Source organism: Nocardia sp. NPDC005746, from assembly GCF_040630785.1.
GTDB lineage: Bacteria > Actinomycetota > Actinomycetes > Mycobacteriales > Mycobacteriaceae > Nocardia.
Window position 1 is genome coordinate 38,511 of sequence record NZ_JBEXYE010000012.1, and the last position, 16,613, is coordinate 55,123.

A 16,613-nucleotide genomic window follows, 5' to 3' on the forward strand; every position below is an offset into this window, starting at 1 on the left:
GATCACCGCCGAGCCGGGAGACCCAGCTGTCCCGGCGTGACCGCCTCGATCAGCTCCCACGCCCGCTCCAGCGGCAGATCGATGACGTGATACCGCTTCTTGCCCGCCGCCGACGCCGCCACCACGGTGGCGACGCCCGCGCGGCGCTGGAAGAAGGTCTGGCGCACGGTCCAGCCGATGACGCCGGGGGCTTCCAGGCAGTCGCGGTCGCGGTCCAGGCAGCCGCTGCGGGTGATGAGCCAGGCTGGCTTGCCGTCCGTGGCGGGGAGGACGGCGTGGCCGAGTCCGCGGTACCGGTCCCACGCGAGGGCTACGGCGAGCGGCACGGCTACGGCGAGCGCGATCCAGACCCACGGCGGAACATGGCCTCCCGCAAGGGAGATCACCAGGAGGACCGCGGCGGCCGCCGCGAGCGGCCCCAGCGCCCGGGTGTAGCGGCGGCGACGGGCGGCGGGTCCGTGGGGGAGCAGCGGCACGGTGACGAGCGCGGGGGCATCGGCGGCGCCCACCGCCGACACGGCGGAGATCGGTTGTGTGGCAGACGATGTCGTGTTGGTCGTTCCGGCCCGGACGGCGCCGAGCAGGTGGGCGAGCGTCCGGTGCACGGCGGCGCGCGGAGCCTGCGGCAGGATCTTCTGCCGCGGGCTGGTGCCGGTCATGATGGCCTCGAGCTCGGCGGCCCCGGCCAGGCGCAGCAGCAGCGGCTCGTTCACCGTCGCGCCGCGCAGGCGGGCCAGGTCGAGGGTGGTCTGGCGGGTGGTGAGCAGGCCGTGCCGGATGGTGAGGGTCTTGCCGTCGTCGTGGACCTGGAGCCCGAACCAGGTCAGCAGGTAGCGGGCGCAGGCGGCCACGCTGACCACGACCACGAGCAGCACGATCAGCAGTGCGATGACGCCCGCGATGACGCCCGCGCTGCGGTGGCCGACATCCTGGACGGTGCCGGACTTCAGGAAGATCTGCGCGAAGCCGTACTGGAAGGCCAGACCGACGACCGGGGCGATGATGGCGAAGCCGGTCAGTGAGAGTGGGGCGTACCGCACCCACTCGGCCTGCCAGTGCGCGATCTCCACGGCGTCACCGGCCACGGCCGGGGCGGCGGCTTCGGGCGTGATCGACTGCGGGGCAGCCGATTCCGTGCCCGCCCGGGTGTGTGCCAGCAGTGTGGTCCGCAGGGCCGGCACCAGTTTCGCGTCCAGGGAGTCCAGCTTGAACTGCTCCCGTTTGTCCGTGTGCTGCCCGGTGCCGATGGACAGCACGGCCAGTCCGAGCGCCCGGTGCAGCAGGTCGGCCTCCACGTCCACCGAGCGGACCCGGTTGCGCGGGACGGAGAGTCGTTTGCGCTGGATCAGGCCGGTGCGGAGTTCCACATTGTCGGGGGTGATGCGGTAGGTGGTGGTGAACCAGCGGGTGAGCGCGAAGGCCACGATCACGCCGACCACGGTGAGGCTCCAGAGCGGGCTGTCGGCGCGGGCGCCCGCGACCAGCGTGGCGATCAGCACCGGGATGAAGCGGATGAGTTCGGTGACCGGGTGCACCAGCAGCATGCGCTTGTCGAGCCGCTGCCAGCCCGCGCCGGCCGGTTCGAGTCTCGCGGGCAGCGGTGAAAGCTGTTCTGTAGGATAGGAATCGGAGAAGTCGTCCGGCTGGTGGGGCGGCTTGCTCACGTGGCGTCCCCGCGGTGCTGGGCGGCGATCGCGGTCAGCTGGGTGACGGTGTCCCGCGCGTCGGCCAATGCCAGTGCGCTGATGTGCACGGCCCCCGCCGAGGAGGCGGTGGTGACGGTGACGGTGGCCAGCCCGAGCAGTCGCTCGAGCGGCCCGCGATAGGTGTCGACCGTCTGCACCCGGGTGATCGGCGCGACCCGGCTCTCCTGGGTGAACCAGCCGGTCCGGGTGTAGACGGCCTCGTCGGTGATCTCCCACCGGTGCACCGCGTACCGCCACAGCGGAATCACCACGATGCTGAAAACCGCTGCCAGCAGCACGATTCCGAGCACCAGGCCCTGGAGTCCACGCCGGTGCGTGTCGAACAACGCCCAGACCCCCACGCCGAGGACCGGCACCACCCAGGACAGGGCGGCACTCAGCGCCCACAGCAGTTTGGCGCGGGGGCTGGGCCGCCGGGCCGGGTCGGCCAGCAGGCCGCCGGGAGCGAGGGGCTGGGACATGGTGCCCATGCTTGCATGAATCGGGCCGCGGAGGCGGTTGTTGCGAGTGAGTACCGGACGCTCGGTTCTTTCGCCTCCGCCGCCGCGGCAGACGCCTACTTGGGTGTGACGCGGTACAGCCCGGTCGTGGTGCCCTGGTACTGGATTCGGCCGGGCGCGATGGTGCCGACCATTTCCAGGGTGTCGTTGATCGTGGTCGCGCCGACGAACTGCTCGGAGTCGACCTTGCCGGTATCGGCGTCGATCACCGCGAAGCTGTAGTTGTCGGTGACGCCCGCGCTGCCGCTGCCCAGACCCGCGCTGCCGCTGCCGAGCGCGGAACTGCCGCTGCCGAGCGCGCTGCTGCCGCTGCCGAGCAGCGAGTGCCGGGTGAAGGTGTAGATCTTGCCGTCCGCCACGGACAGTCGCGGCACCGCCGAGGACGGCACGGTGTTGGTCCACACCACGGTGCAGCCGGAGCCGGTGACGTCGATGCGGGTCATACCGCCCGAGATCGGCGCGCTGGCGGGCTGGCTGGTGCCCGCGTTGGGCGGCAGCGCCGGGTACGGGTAGCCGTAGGTGCTGGCCACGAACACGCTGTTGCCGGATCCGATGGGGGAGTTCTCGGTGCCGTCGATGGCGGGCACCGAGCAGACGGGCGTGCCGGTGGCCGTGTTGTAGACGAGCAGGTTCTCCTTGGTGGCGGCGTTGTCGGTGATGGCCAGGTATTCGGTGCCGTCGCCGGGGCCGAAGAAGGTCGGGGTGGCGCCGGTGCCCCAGCTCAGCTGGCCGGGTTTGCGGGCGGGGCCGCGGTCGTAGGCCTGCCGCCAGACGATCCGCGGGTTGCCGCCGCCGTCCACATCGAGCAGGTAGAGGGCGTGGTCGGTGGCGACGGCCATGCCCTGGGGTCCGGTGGCGATGCTGTTGGCCACGTTCTCGCCCGGCGCGAGCACGATGGAGCGCGCACTGCCGTCGAGGTTGACGAATCCGGCGGCCGCGCCGTCGGTGGCGAACCAGACTCGGCCCTGGTAGTCGGGGGAGACGGAGCTGACCGCGTCGCAGTCGCCGCCCCCGCAATGCCCGGTGACCGCCTGTGTCACATCGGTTTTGGACGCGATGGACAGCGACCATTTGCCGTCGGAGCCGCGCTGGTGCCCGATGCGCAGCAGATTGCCGGAGCCGTCGACGGTGACCATCCGGTCCTGGTTGTCGAGGTAGGCGTAGACGCCGCCGAGCAGGCTGCCCTTGGTGAGGTCGAGCTTGGCGAGGGTGTTGCCGTTGCTCGGATCCAGCAGCAGCACCTCGGGCGCGCGGTCGGTGATCTTGGTGCACAGCGCCTGCGGGAGGCCGTCCGCGCCCTGCAGAATGGTCGGGCAGGCCGCGCCCTGTTCATGGAAGTCGGCGTTCACCCCGCCGGTGCCGACGCCCGGCAGCGGGGTGGTGTCGGAGGCTTCCGAATCGCCGTGCATGGTCGCGGTGCCGACCGGTCCCAGATAGGGATTGGCCGGTGGGAGCGGCCCGAAGGCCGATGCGGTGCTGGTGGCGATGGTGAGCAGGGCGGTGGCGCCGAGGCCGGCGACGACGGCGGCACGTCGGATTTGCGCGAGCACGAAGATCTCTCCCTTTTCTGCTGGGAAGTAGTCGCCCGCGAGGCTATGGGATCGTTTCCGAGATTTGAATAGATGTACTCGAGGATGCAAGTAATTGCATTGGAATAACCTCGGCGGGCTCGCGGGTTGCCCCGTTCCATGGCACCCGAGTCGGATCAGCGGGATGGATGGCGCATGATCGTGGACGTGACGGATCTACCCACCCCGAGCCTGCCCAGCGCGCCGCGGGAGCAGGTGACGCCCGATGCCGAGGCCATGCGGGCCGCACTGGGACGGGCCCGGGACGGCGCGACGCTCGACCTGGACGCGGCCGTGGTGCTGCTGCGGGCGCGCGGCGCGGACCTGGTCGAGCTGTGCGAATCGGCGGCGCGGGTGCGCGACGCCGGGCTGCGGGCATCCGGGTACGCGGGCGAGACCCTGCCGATCACTTACTCGCGCAAAGTGTTCATCCCCATTACCCACCTGTGCCGCGACCGCTGCCACTACTGCACCTTCGTCACCGTGCCCGGCAAGCTGCGCGCCCAGGGCAAGGGCATGTACATGGAGCCCGAGGAGATCCTCGACGTCGCCCGGCAGGGCGCCGAACTCGGTTGCAAGGAAGCGCTTTTCACGCTCGGTGACCGTCCCGAGGACCGCTGGCCCGAGGCCCGGCAGTGGCTCGACGAACGCGGCTACGCCTCCACCCTGGACTACATCCGCGCCATGGCGATCCGGGTGCTCGAGGAGACCGGGCTGCTGCCGCACCTGAACCCCGGCGTGATGAGCCATGAGGAACTGGCGTGGCTCAAGCCGGTGTCGCCGTCCATGGGCATGATGCTGGAGACCACCTCCACCCGGCTGTTCACCGAACCCGGTCAGGCACACTACGGCTCGCCGGACAAGGATCCGGCGGTGCGGCTGCGGGCGCTGACCGACGCCGGTCGCCTCTCGGTGCCGTTCACCACCGGCATCCTGGTGGGCATCGGCGAGACCATCGTCGAGCGGGCCGAGTCCATTCTCGCGATTCACCAGCTGCACAAGGCTTTCGGGCACGTGCAGGAGGTCATCGTGCAGAACTTCCTGGCCAAGCACGACACCGCCATGCGGCACAGCCCCGACGCCGGGATGGAGGAGTTCCGCGCCGCCATCGCGGTGACCCGCCTGGTGATGGGGCCGGGTATGCGCATCCAGGCCCCGCCGAACCTGGTGTCGCTCGAAGAATGCCGGGCGCTGCTGGGGGCGGGCATCGACGACTGGGGCGGGGTCTCGCCGCTGACCCCGGACCACGTGAACCCGGAACGCCCGTGGCCGAACCTGGACACCCTGGCGCGGATCACCGCCGACTGCGGCTACGTGCTCACCGAGCGCGTCACCGCCCATCCGGAATACGTGCTGGCCGGCGAGCCCTGGATCGATCCGCGCATCGCGGGCCACGTGGCCGCGCTGACCGATCCGGTGACCGGCCTGGCCGCCGACGTGCGGCCGAAGGGCCTGCCGTGGCAGGACTGGGACGACCTCCCGCGGCCCAGCCTGGGGCCCGAGGTGACCGCGCGAAGTTAGGGCAGGCTGTGCAAGAGTAATGTTGGCTGGCCGGGATAGGGTTTCGCCGGGGGGAGGTATCCCCCTCAGGTGTGGACAGACTAGGAGAGCGGCAGTGCCGTACATCATCGCTGAACCGTGCGTTGACGTGAAGGACAAGGCGTGCATCGAGGAATGCCCCGTGGACTGCATCTACGAGGGCGGACGCATGCTGTACATCCAACCCGACGAGTGCGTGGACTGTGGTGCGTGTGAGCCGGTCTGCCCGGTGGAGGCCATCTTCTACGAAGACGACACCCCGGATCAGTGGGCCGGTTACGTGAACGCCAACGTCGACTTCTTCGACGACCTGGGTTCCCCGGGCGGCGCCACCAAGGTCGGCAAGGTCGACTACGACCCGCCGTTCATCGCCGCGCTGCCGCCGATGGCGAGCGAGTAGGACCGAGATTTGACCGCGCGTGGCCGGGTCAGCGCACTGCTACCCGATTTTCCCTGGGACACCATCGCTTCGGTGAAGGCGAAGGCCGCTTCGCATCCGGACGGCATCGTCGACCTGTCGGTCGGAACCCCGGTCGATCCGGTGGATCCGCTGATCCGCGAGGCGCTTTCGTCGGTGGCGGAGGTTCCCGGGTACCCGACCACACACGGCACGCCCGAATTGCGTGAGGCCGTCGTGGCGGCCCTGAAGCGGCGATTCGGGATCACGGGGGTGGACCCGGCGGCGGTGCTGCCGGCCATCGGCACCAAGGAGCTCATCGCCGGGCTGCCGCGGCTGCTGGGGCTGGGTGCCGCGGATCTGGTGGTCATCCCCGAGGTCGCGTACCCGACCTACGAGGTGGGCGCGCTGCTCGCCGGTACCCGGTACCTGCGCGCCGACAGCACGGTGGCGCTGGGCCCCGAGCGGCCCGCGCTGATCTTCCTGAACTCGCCGTCCAACCCGACCGGCAAGGTGCTCGGCGTCGACCATCTGCGCAAGGTGGTGCGGTTCGCCCGCGAGCGCGGCGCGATCGTGGCCTCCGACGAGTGCTACCTGGGCCTGGCCTGGGAGGGTCGCGCGGTCTCGATCCTCGATCCCGAGGTGTGTGACGGTGATCACACCGGCCTGCTGGCCATCCACTCGCTGTCCAAGACCTCGAACCTGGCCAGCTACCGCGCGGGTTTCGTGACCGGTGACCCGGAGCTGGTGGCGGAGCTGCTGGAGGTGCGCAAGCACTCCGGCATGATGCTGCCCTTCCCGATCCAGGCGGCCATGACCGCGGCGCTCGGCGATGACGCGCACGAGGTCGAGCAAAAGGACCGCTACCGTGCCCGCCGGGTGGTGCTGCGAGATGCGCTGCTGCGCGCGGGATTCCGGATCGACGATTCCGAGGCGGGCCTGTACCTGTGGTCGACGCGCGACGAGCCGTGCCGCACCACCCTGGATTGGCTGGCCGCGCGCGGCATCCTGGCGGCCCCGGGCGAGTTCTACGGACCGCGCGGGAATCAGCATGTGCGCATTGCCCTCACGGCCACCGACGAGCGCATCGCGACCGCGGCTGACCGTCTGACCAGCTGATTTTCGGTTACCCGGGCTCGCGTGATACCGTCTACGACGTCGCCAGGCCGGATGGCCGAGCGATTCGTAAGGCCCTGTGGCGCAGTTGGTTAGCGCGCCGCCCTGTCACGGCGGAGGTCGCGGGTTCGAGTCCCGTCAGGGTCGCAAGTACACAGCCTCCCCACCGATTTCGGTGGGGAGGCTTTTTGCTGCCCGCCCCGCTTGGCGCGTCCCCGGTTGCTCTCGGTTAGCGAGATATGTTGTCAGCTCTCGTTTTGTGAAAACTGACACACGTTCACTCCAGAACATCTATAACAAGTTCTCATCGCAACTCGATGAGGAGTATTTCAGTGCGTGGATTGTCTTATGAAACCCCCGGCAAGAGTGTCTATGGCAGCAATGTCAGCCGACGAGGGTTCCTAGCTGCAACGGGGGTTGTTCTCGGGGCGGCCGCGCTACTAGGGAAGCTCCCAGCGGCCCAGGCCTTACCCGCCGGGTCCATCAATGACGGCGACCAGATGCCGGTCCTGGTAATTGGAACAGGTTATGGCGGCGCGGTGGCGGCCCTGCGGCTCGCGCAGGCCGGGCAGAACGTGGTCATGGTCGAGAAGGGCATGTCCTGGAGCCAGCCCGGCTCCGACGGCAAGGTCTTCTGCACCATGCTCAAGCCGGACGGCCGCTCGTTCTGGCTGCGCACCGAGACCGACCAGCCCGTCAACCACTTCATGGGCGCGCCCTACAACAAGTCCATCTCCCGGTACACCGGCGTGCTGGATTCCGAGCAGTTCAGCGGGATTCGCATCTACCAGGGCCGCGGCGTCGGCGGCGGCTCGCTGGTCAACGGCGGTATGGCGGTGACGCCGCAGCAGAGCTGGTTCCCGACCATCCTGCCCTCGGTGGACCCGGGCGAGATGTACAGCACCTACTACCCGCGCGCCAATGCCGGGCTGAAGGTGAACAACATCGACTCGAACTGGTTCGAGAGCGCCGACTGCTACCAGTTCGCGCGCGTCGGGCGTAAGCAGGCCGAGCGGTCCGGCTTCAACTGGACCTTCGTCCCCAACGTCTACGACTTCAACTACATGAAGCAGGAGCAGGCCAACACCGCGCCGCGCTCCGCCCTCAACGCCGAGGTCATCTACGGCAACAACTACGGCAAGAACTCCCTCGACAAGACCTATCTCGCGGACGCCTCGGCCACCGGCAAGGTGACCATCGTCCCGCAGCACGTGGTCACCACCGTGTCCCCGGCCAACGGCGGCGGGTTCTCGGTCGTGATGAACCAGATCGACACCAGCGGCAACACCGTGAAGTCGAAAACGGTTACGGCGCAGAAGGTCTTCTTCGCGGCCGGTAGCGTGGGCACCAGCAAACTGCTGGTCACCCAGAAGGCCACCGGCAAGCTGCCCAACCTGCCCGACTCGGTCGGCGCGGGCTGGGGCAACAACGGCAATGTCATGGTGGCCCGGCAGAACCAGGCCTGGGACGCCACCGGCAGCCTGCAGTCCTGCATCCCCTGCCTGGGCATCGACAACCTGGCCGACACCGGTGGCCCGGCCTTCGCCGAGGTATCGCCGTTCCCGGCCGGGATCGAGACCTTCGCCAGCCTGTACCTGGCCATCACCAAGAACCCGAACCGCGCCAAGTTCACCTACAACTCGGGCAGCGGCGGCGTCGACCTGAACTGGCAGACCGCCTGGAACCAGCCCGGCATCGACGCGGCCAAGCGGATCTTCGACAAGATCAACAAGAAGGAAGGCACCATCTACCGGACCGACCTGTTCGGTACCTACAAGACCTGGGGCGACGACTTCGCGTATCACCCGCTGGGCGGCTGCGTGCTCAATGTGGCCACCGACAACTACGGGCGCCTCTCGTCCTACCCGGGCCTCTACGTCATCGACGGCTCGCTGATCCCCGGCTTCACCACCGTCAACCCCTTCGTCACGATTACGGCGTTGGCGGAACGCAACATTGAGAAGATCATCGCCGAGGACTTCCACTGAGTCGAAAGATGACATCTGATCTCGAACCGTGGGGGTAACTCCCCGGGTACGGCCAGAATCGGTTCGGTTCCTACCGCAGCCCCGGGGCGGTATCGGCGGACGGCACCCAGTCGGCCGCAGAAGTCCCGGGGAGGCGGGGGAGTGGACTTTCACTGACGTAAAAATTCCTCTGTAGCGGCCGCCGGGGCGTGTTCTGTCCGGCCGGGCGGGGACGATCGCGATAGTGTTGGATATGGACGCTGTCACGGTTGTCCCCGCTCCCGTCAATGAACCGGTGCACACCTACGCCCCCGGCAGCCGCGAACGCGAGCTGCTGGCCGGGCGGCTGGCCGAACTCTCCGCCGAAGCCGTTGAAGTGCCGCTGGTGATCGGCGGCAAACATCAGCCCGGCGCGGGTGAACGCCGCGAAATCGTGATGCCGCACCGGCGCCGGCACGTACTGGGGACCTACGCCAACACCACCCACGACGAAGCCCGGGCCGCCATCGCCGCGGCGACCGCGGCCGCCCCCGGCTGGCGGGCCATGCCCTTCGAGGAGCGGGCCGCCATCCTGCTCCGCGCCGCCGACCTGCTGTCCGGACCCTGGCGTGAGACCATCGCCGCCGCCACCATGCTCGGACAGTCGAAATCGGTGCAGCAGGCCGAGATCGACGCACCGTGCGAACTGGTCGACTTCTGGCGGTTCAATGTGGCCTTCGCGCGGGCGATCCTGCGGGAACAGCCGCAATCCTCACCGGGCGTGTGGAATCGGATGGACTACCGGCCCCTCGAAGGGTTCGTGTACGCCATCACGCCCTTCAACTTCACCGCCATCGCCGGGAACCTGCCCACCGCGCCCGCGCTCATGGGCAATACGGTCGTGTGGAAACCCTCTCAGACACAGACGCTTTCGGCCTACTACACCATGAAATTGCTGGAGGAGGCCGGCCTGCCGCCGGGTGTCATCAATATGCTGACCGGTGACGGCGCGCAGCTGTCGGAGGCCGTGCTGGCCGATCCGCGGCTGGCGGGCATCCACTTCACCGGATCGACGCGCACCTTCCAATACCTGTGGCAGACGGTGGGCTCGAATATCGGCCGATACCACGGCTATCCGCGGCTGGTGGGCGAGACCGGCGGCAAGGACTTCATCCTCGCGCACCCCTCCGCCGATCCGGACGCGCTGCGCGTGGCCATGATTCGCGGCGCCTACGAATATCAGGGCCAGAAGTGCTCGGCCGCCTCGCGCGCCTACATTCCGAAATCGGTGTGGCGGCGGATGGGCTCGGACTTCCTGGCCGAGGTGGAGTCGCTGACCTACGGGGATGTCGCCGACCTCTCGAATTTCGGCGGGGCCGTGATCGACGACCGCTCCTACGCCAAGTGCGTGGCCGCCATCGGGCGCGCCCGCGAGCAGGGCGTGTCGATTCCGGCGGGCGGCGGCTACGACGACAGCGAGGGCTGGTTCGTGCGGCCGACCGTGCTGCTCAGCGACGACCCGGGCGACGAATCCTTCGAGACCGAGTACTTCGGCCCGATCCTGTCGGTCTACGTCTACGACGACGGCGCGCCCGACGCCTTCGAGGAGATCATGGACGTGGTGGACGGGACCTCCCCGTACGCCCTCACCGGCGCCATCTTCGCCCGCGACCGCCAGGCCGTCGAATCCGCCACCGGCACACTGCGATTCGCGGCCGGGAACTTCTACATCAATGACAAGCCCACCGGCGCGGTGGTCGGCCAGCAGCCCTTCGGCGGCGCCCGGGCCTCGGGCACCGACGACAAGGCCGGCTCCCACCTCAACCTGTTGCGCTGGGTCGCGCCCCGCACCCTGAAGGAGACGTTCGTCCCGCCCACCGAGTACCGCTACCCCCACATGGAGGCGTGATGAACCCACTGCGCCCGGCGATCCTGGCGGCCGCCGGGTCGTCCCGGATCAAGGACGTCATCACGAAGGTGCCGGCGACCGCCGCCGTGGTGCGGCGGTTCGTCGCGGGGGAGACCCGCGCGGACATGGTGCCGGTCGCGCGGGCGCTGCTGGAGAGCGGGCGCTCGGTCAGCATCGATTTCCTGGGCGAGTACACCACCGACCGCTCCCAGGCGGATGCCGCTGTGGCGGAATACTTCTCGCTCATCGACGACCTGGCCGAGGCGGACCGGACGGCCGCCGGGGTGCTCACCGACATCCCGCGGGTGGAGGTCTCGCTCAAGCTGTCGGCGCTGGGCCAGTCCCTGGGGCAGGACGGTCCGGCCATCGCCGCGGAGAACCTGCACAAGCTGTGCGCGAAGGCCGTCGAACGCCACGTCTGGGTGACCGTCGACGCCGAGGACCACACCACGACCGCCGACACCCTCGCAGCGGTCCGCAATGCCCGCACCGAATTCCCGTGGCTGGCGGTAGCGTTGCAGACCTACCTGCGTCAGGCCGAGCACAATGCCCGCGACCTGGCCGCCGACGGCACCCGAATCCGCCTGTGCAAGGGCGCCTATCAGGAACCCGGCACCGTCGCCTACCAGCGCCGCGCCGAGGTGGACGCCTCCTACCTGCGCTGCCTCGAGGTGCTGTTGCGCAACGCCTGGTACCCCATGATCGCCTCACACGACCCGGCCATGATCTCCGCAGCGCTCGCGCTCGCCACCGAAAACCACCGCAAACCAGGCGATTTCGAGTTCCAGATGCTCTACGGCATCCGCGACGCCGAACAGCGCCGCCTGGCCGACGACGGCCACTCGCTGCGGGTCTACATCCCCTACGGCACCCAGTGGTACGGCTACCTCATGCGCCGTCTCGCCGAACGCCCGGCCAATCTCGGCTTCTTCCTGCGCGCGTTGGCCGAGCGCGGCTGAGGCCCTCCGACTTCGTCGGGCTCAGAGCAGCGGACGGCCGAAGCGGCGGCGCAGGCGCATGTCCGCCAGAAAGAAGTTGTAGGGGAACAGCCGCAGCATCGTGGGCATGCGGGTCCAGACCGCGGAGATCACGCGCAGGAAGCCGGTGAAGACGCGCTCGTCGCGGGCGCTCCAGGTCATGGACATCTCGTCGCGCAGGTGCTGGGGGAGCAGCGCGGTGACGATGAAGCGGTGCAGGCCGCCCAGGGCGAACTGCACCGGCCACGACACCATCTTCAGATCGGTGAGGTCGTTGAAGTACTTGCGGGTGGGTCCGTCGATGGACTTGGTCGCGAGGTTCTCGTCCCAGTAGGCGTAGAAGTCCTCGCGGGTGGCGGGCCACATCTCCGGGCGCATCTGCAGCGTGGTGCCCAGGCGGGCGCAGTACTGGTAGAAGGCTTCGGCCAGTTCGGGATCCATCGGGCCGCGCATGCGGTGGTACAGGTCGTCGACACCCCAGTACAGGCAGGCCGCCACCCACAGCTGGAGCTTGGGGTCGAAGGCGTTGTACTTGACGGGTCCGCCGGGCTTGGAGTGGACGCTGCGGTGCGCGCCGTTCACGGCCTCGCGGTAGGTGGTGCGGTCCAGGTCGTTGCCGAGCAGGGCGACCGAGAGGTAGGTGAGGGTGGTGCGCAGCCGCTTGACCGGGTGCAGGGTCACCTTGCCGCTGTCGACGTCGCTTTCCATGACGCCGTAGGCGACCGGCTTGAGCGAGAGCTGCATGACGACGTTGGCGGCGCCGCCGAGGAACGCCGCGACGCCGTCGATGTGCTCACGGATGTCCGCGGGGGTCAACGGCTGATAGGCCGGGGGAAACTCGTCGAACTTGCGCAGCGGGGCGGTCATCGTTGACTCGACTCCTCGGTCGTCACTCCTCGCCGGGTGAGGAGAGTGTGAGAAATTTCGCCACTCACCTTCTCATCGTGGGGTGCCGGTGTCAATGTGCGAAGATTAGTGCCTCACCGTTTCTTTGCGACCGGAAAGGGCCCGGACCATGGCCAAACTGGCCAAACTGCTGCCGCTCGTCCGCGGATCCGGCCCCGAGGACCGCAATCAGGCCAAGGTCCTCGACGCCGCCCTGCTCGCCTTCCTGGACTTCGGTATCAAACGCACCAGCATGGTCGAGGTCGCCCGGCGTGGCGGACTCTCGCTGGCCACCCTCTACCGGCGCTTCGCCGGGAAGAACGATCTCATCCAGGCCGTCGGGCTGCGGCAGGCCCGCCAATTCATCGACGACGTGGACGCCGCCGTGCAGGGTCCGATCGAGGCCGACGCCAGCGCCGAAGAACAGATCGTCGCGTTGTTCGTGGCCTTCACCGAGGGGCTGCGCCGCAACCAGCTTCTGGATCGGCTGCTGAAGACCGAACCCGAGATCGTGCTGCCCTACCTGACCGTGCGGGGCGCGCCCGTGATCGAGCTGGGCCGCGACTACCTGGCCGAATTCATCGCCCGGTTGCAGGCGGAAGGCAAACTGCCGCAGTACGATCCGCTGCCGCTGGCGGAGTTCACCGCCCGAGCCGCGCTGTCGCTGGCCTTGACCCCGCAGACCGTCATCCCGCTCGACGATCCGGCGGCCCTGCGGCAGTTCGCCCGCGACCACGTCATCCCGAGCTTCCGAATCCTCTGACCGGCAGGCGTTCTCACACCAGCCGCAGGCCCAGTCTGCGGCGCAGTCGCATATCGGTGAGATAGACATTGAGCGGGAAGGCGCGCAGCGTGGGCGGCACCACGGATTCGACCACGCCCGCGGTGCGCAGCATCGCGGCCAGCGCCCGGTCCTGACGCGGCGTCCAGGTCATACCCATCTCGTCCCGGAGGTGTTGCGGCAGCAGGCCGGTCACGAAGAAGCGGTGCACGCCGGCGAACGGCGGGCGCAGCGGGCGGGGCAGCATCTTCAGGTCGATGAGATCGTCGAAGTAGGCCTTGATCTTCGGGTCGATGCGCGTCCTGGCGAGATTCTCGGCCCAATACCGGTCGAAGGCGGCGCGGTCGGCGGGCCACATCTCCGGCCGCACCTGCAGGGTGGTGCCCAGCCGGGCGGCGTGGTGATAGAAGGCGTCGGCGGCGTAGTCGTCCATCGGGCCGTGCATGCGTTCGTAGAGGTCGCGCGCGCCCCAGTACAGGCAGGCCGCCACCCAGAGTTGGAGTCTCGGATCGAAGGCGTTGTACTTCACGGTGCTGTCCGGGCGGGACCGGACGTACTTGTGCACGGCGTCCACGGCCTGACGGTAGGCGGCGCGGTCCTCCTCGGTGCCCAGCAGCGCGACGGCCAGGTAGGTCAGGGTGGTGCGCAGCCGCTTGAACGGGTGGATCATGACGTTCCCGGACTCCACCGGGCTCTCCACCACGCCGTAGCCGACCGGGGGATTGGAGAGCTGCATGATCACGTTCGCGGCCGCGCCGAAGAAACCGGCCGCGCCGTCGAGGTAGCGGCGGACATCGATCTCCGGTGCGGGCGCGGCGGATTCGACGGGGTGGGGCAGCGGCCTGGTCATCGTTGACCACATCCTCGGGTGAGAAGGTTGTACAGAAACTGTCTTACCCACTCGGGTGGTCTGTCAACCGGCGCGACGGCTTCGCAAGCGAACCGTTGCGCGCTGCGGCAGCGGGTCGGCGGACCGCGACCTCGGGTAGCGTGAGCCCGTGTCGCCGCTGTTGCTGAGTTCGCTGAATCCGGCCGCCATCGCCGCCGGAGCCGATATCCCCGATGCCGTCACCATCGACGGGGAGACCCTGTCGCGTAGTGATCTGCTCGGCGCGGCCACCTCGGTCGCCGAACGCGTCGCCCAGGCCCGCCGGGTCGCGGTGCTGGCCGAGCCGACCGTCGCCACCGTGCTCGCGGTGGTCGGCTGCCTGATCGCCGGGGTCACCGTGGTCCCGGTCCCGCCGGACGCGGGCAGCGCGGAACTGGCCCACATCCTGCGCGACTCGGAGGCCCAGGCCTGGCTGGGCAAGGCCCCCGAAGGCTCCGAGCTGCCGGTGATCCCGGTCCGCAAGCACGCCCGATCCTGGCATCGGTACGCCGAACCCGCCGGGACCGCAACGGCTTTCGTGCTCTACACCTCCGGCACCACGGGCGCGCCCAAGGGCGTGATGCTGAGCCGCGGCGCCATCGCCGCCGGGCTGGACGCCCTGATCCAGGCGTGGGGCTGGACCTCGAACGACATTCTGGTGCACGGCCTCCCGCTGTTCCACGTGCACGGCCTGATCCTCGGCCTGCTCGGCCCGCTGCGGGCGGGCAGCCCGCTGGTCCACACCGGCAAGCCCACCCCGCGCGCCTACGCCGACGCGCGCGGCACCATGTACTTCGGCGTCCCCACCGTGTGGTCGCGGATCGTCGAGGAGCCGGACGCCGCACGGGAATTGGCGAAAGCGCGCATCCTGATCTCCGGCAGCGCCCCGCTGCCCGTGCCGGTGTTCGAGCGGCTGGCCGACCTCACCGGGCACGCCCCGATCGAGCGCTACGGCATGAGCGAAACCATGATCACCCTCTCCACCCGGCCCGACGGCGAACGCCGCCCCGGCTGGGTGGGCACCCCGGTCGCCGGGGTGGAGACCCGGCTGCGTGACGAGTCCGGCGCGCCGGTGCCGCATGACGGGGAAAGCGTTGGCGGACTTCAGGTTCGGGGACCCATGCTGTTCGACGGCTATCTGGGCAAGCCGGAGGTGACCGCCGAGAACTTCACCGCCGACGGCTGGTTCAAGACCGGTGACGTGGCCGTCATCGACGCCGAGGGCTTCCACCGCATCGTGGGCCGGGAATCGGTGGACCTGATCAAATCCGGCGGCTACCGGATCGGCGCCGGTGAGATCGAGACCTCCCTGCTGGGGCATCCCGCGGTGGCCGAGACCGCCGTCATCGGCGTCCCGGACGAGGACCTCGGGCAGCGCATCGTCGCGTACGTGGTGCCGCGGGACAGCGCCGACGAAGCCCTCGCCGACGAGCTCATCGCCCATGTGGCGGGGGAACTCTCGGTGCACAAGCGGCCCCGCGAGGTGCGCCTGGTGGACGCGCTGCCGCGCAATGCCATGGGCAAGGTGCAGAAGAAGCTCTTGTCTTGACCTGAAGCGCGGTCGAGGTTCTAGCGTGATCGCCATGACCGTATCCCTGTCGCCCGCCCAGATCGACTACCTGAACAGTCAGCGGCTCGGACGGCTCGCCACCGTCCGGCCCGACGGCTCCCCGCAGAACAATCCGGTCGGCTACCGCTACAACGCGGCGCTCGGCACCATCGACATCGGCGGCCACCAGATGGGCGCCAGCCAGAAGTTCCGGAATCTGTCGAAGGAGGACCGGATCGCCTTCGTCGTCGACGACGTGCCCTCCGTCGACCCGTGGACCGTGCGCTGCCTCGAAATCCGCGGCACCGCACAGGCTCTGCGTGATGTCGAACCGTTCTACCCCGGCCTGTCCCCGGAGATCATCCGCATCATCCCGGAGCGCGTCATCGCCTTCGGCATCGACTGACACCGAGGTTCTGCTGCCGAGGGTTTCGGGGTCTGGCCGCGGCTCGGGGCCGCCCCTAGCGTCCTGGAGGTTGTTTCCCGTCATCCAGGAAGGCCGAACGATGCCCACCGCACTGCGCACCACCATGGCCGCCACCGCCGTCCTCGCCGGACTGCTGGCCCCCGCCGCCGCGGCGACCGCCGCGCCACTGCCGCTCACCCCGATGCCGCAACCCGCCGAGCCCGTCGCCGGGCCCACCGGCACCGGATCGGTGAACACCGGGCCCACCGGCACCGGATCGTTCGATCCGTCGGCGGCCGGTTCCTCGAACCTGATCAAGGCTCTCCAGACCGGCTCGGGCCAGTGCAACAACACCAGCCCGATCCCGCCGCTCGACGGACAGCCCGCTCCGTGGTGCGCCCTGTACAAGTGAGCGCAGCCCGCGGCTGAGCCCGAAAATGACGAAAACCCCTGCGGCCCGAGCCGA

General features: G+C 69.1%; 14 protein-coding genes, 1 tRNA gene and 1 pseudogene. 11 read left to right on the forward strand and 5 right to left on the reverse strand.

Going from position 1 to position 16,613, the window contains the following annotated elements:
- Nucleotides 1–2 precede the first annotated feature (2 nt).
- From ABZ412_RS22775 to ABZ412_RS22785, 3 genes are all read right to left on the reverse strand, one after another.
- On the reverse strand, nt 3–1,664 hold the full coding sequence (locus ABZ412_RS22775) for a PH domain-containing protein (protein ID WP_357283274.1): 1,662 nt from the start codon (nt 1,662–1,664) through the stop codon (nt 3–5).
- Nucleotides 1,661–2,167 (reverse strand): PH domain-containing protein, encoded by a 507-nt coding sequence (locus ABZ412_RS22780; protein WP_357283276.1) that lies wholly within the window; start codon nt 2,165–2,167, stop codon nt 1,661–1,663. The genes ABZ412_RS22775 and ABZ412_RS22780 overlap by 4 nt, the downstream gene beginning before the upstream one ends.
- A gap of 95 nt (nt 2,168–2,262) precedes the next feature.
- Complete coding sequence (locus ABZ412_RS22785) at nt 2,263–3,756, reverse strand: hypothetical protein (RefSeq protein WP_357283278.1); 1,494 nt, start codon at nt 3,754–3,756, stop codon at nt 2,263–2,265.
- Between the two features lie 174 nt (nt 3,757–3,930).
- On the opposite strand from ABZ412_RS22785, the pseudogene cofG reads away from it, so the two are divergent.
- The 7 genes and pseudogenes from cofG to ABZ412_RS22820 form a co-directional block, all read left to right on the forward strand.
- Nucleotides 3,931–5,241, forward strand: a pseudogene (gene cofG, locus ABZ412_RS22790) (7,8-didemethyl-8-hydroxy-5-deazariboflavin synthase CofG); the annotation flags it as partial.
- Nucleotides 5,242–5,389: 148 nt separating this feature from the next.
- Nucleotides 5,390–5,713: a ferredoxin gene (fdxA, locus tag ABZ412_RS22795; RefSeq protein WP_040812194.1), complete on the forward strand. Its 324-nt coding sequence runs from the start codon at nt 5,390–5,392 to the stop codon at nt 5,711–5,713.
- A 9-nt stretch (nt 5,714–5,722) separates the two neighbouring features.
- Complete coding sequence (gene dapC, locus ABZ412_RS22800; protein ID WP_357283279.1) at nt 5,723–6,829, forward strand: succinyldiaminopimelate transaminase; 1,107 nt, start codon at nt 5,723–5,725, stop codon at nt 6,827–6,829.
- A gap of 70 nt (nt 6,830–6,899) precedes the next feature.
- Nucleotides 6,900–6,973 (forward strand) — tRNA-Asp (locus ABZ412_RS22805).
- Between the two features lie 353 nt (nt 6,974–7,326).
- A complete protein-coding gene (locus tag ABZ412_RS22810) occupies nt 7,327–8,814 on the forward strand; it encodes a GMC oxidoreductase (protein ID WP_357283281.1) in 1,488 nt (495 codons plus the stop codon).
- 232 nt (nt 8,815–9,046) lie between these two features.
- Nucleotides 9,047–10,681: an L-glutamate gamma-semialdehyde dehydrogenase gene (gene pruA, locus ABZ412_RS22815; RefSeq protein WP_357283282.1), complete on the forward strand. Its 1,635-nt coding sequence runs from the start codon at nt 9,047–9,049 to the stop codon at nt 10,679–10,681.
- The gene (locus tag ABZ412_RS22820; protein WP_357283284.1) at nt 10,681–11,640 is read left to right on the forward strand and encodes a proline dehydrogenase family protein; all 960 of its coding nucleotides are present in this window, start codon (nt 10,681–10,683) and stop codon (nt 11,638–11,640) included. The genes pruA and ABZ412_RS22820 overlap by 1 nt, the downstream gene beginning before the upstream one ends.
- A 21-nt stretch (nt 11,641–11,661) precedes the next feature.
- Here ABZ412_RS22820 and ABZ412_RS22825 read toward each other — a convergent pair whose 3' ends face one another.
- The gene (locus ABZ412_RS22825) at nt 11,662–12,525 is read right to left on the reverse strand and encodes an oxygenase MpaB family protein (protein WP_357283286.1); all 864 of its coding nucleotides are present in this window, start codon (nt 12,523–12,525) and stop codon (nt 11,662–11,664) included.
- A 148-nt stretch (nt 12,526–12,673) separates the two neighbouring features.
- Between ABZ412_RS22825 and ABZ412_RS22830 the strand changes: the two genes are divergently transcribed.
- The gene (locus ABZ412_RS22830; protein WP_357283287.1) at nt 12,674–13,306 is read left to right on the forward strand and encodes a TetR/AcrR family transcriptional regulator; all 633 of its coding nucleotides are present in this window, start codon (nt 12,674–12,676) and stop codon (nt 13,304–13,306) included.
- A gap of 13 nt (nt 13,307–13,319) precedes the next feature.
- Here the strand turns inward: ABZ412_RS22830 and ABZ412_RS22835 are convergent, their stop codons facing one another.
- Nucleotides 13,320–14,174: an oxygenase MpaB family protein gene (locus ABZ412_RS22835; RefSeq protein ID WP_357283289.1), complete on the reverse strand. Its 855-nt coding sequence runs from the start codon at nt 14,172–14,174 to the stop codon at nt 13,320–13,322.
- Nucleotides 14,175–14,331: 157 nt separating this feature from the next.
- Between ABZ412_RS22835 and ABZ412_RS22840 the strand changes: the two genes are divergently transcribed.
- The 3 genes from ABZ412_RS22840 to ABZ412_RS22850 all read left to right on the forward strand — a co-directional run bounded on the left by ABZ412_RS22840 (nt 14,332) and on the right by ABZ412_RS22850 (nt 16,559).
- The gene (locus ABZ412_RS22840) at nt 14,332–15,741 is read left to right on the forward strand and encodes an acyl-CoA synthetase (protein WP_357283691.1); all 1,410 of its coding nucleotides are present in this window, start codon (nt 14,332–14,334) and stop codon (nt 15,739–15,741) included.
- Between the two features lie 34 nt (nt 15,742–15,775).
- Complete coding sequence (locus tag ABZ412_RS22845; RefSeq protein WP_357283290.1) at nt 15,776–16,147, forward strand: PPOX class F420-dependent oxidoreductase; 372 nt, start codon at nt 15,776–15,778, stop codon at nt 16,145–16,147.
- A 100-nt stretch (nt 16,148–16,247) separates the two neighbouring features.
- Nucleotides 16,248–16,559 carry a hypothetical protein gene (locus ABZ412_RS22850; protein WP_357283292.1) on the forward strand — a complete coding sequence of 104 codons (312 nt, stop codon included), beginning with the start codon at nt 16,248–16,250 and terminating at the stop codon, nt 16,557–16,559.
- Nucleotides 16,560–16,613: the final 54 nt, after the last annotated feature.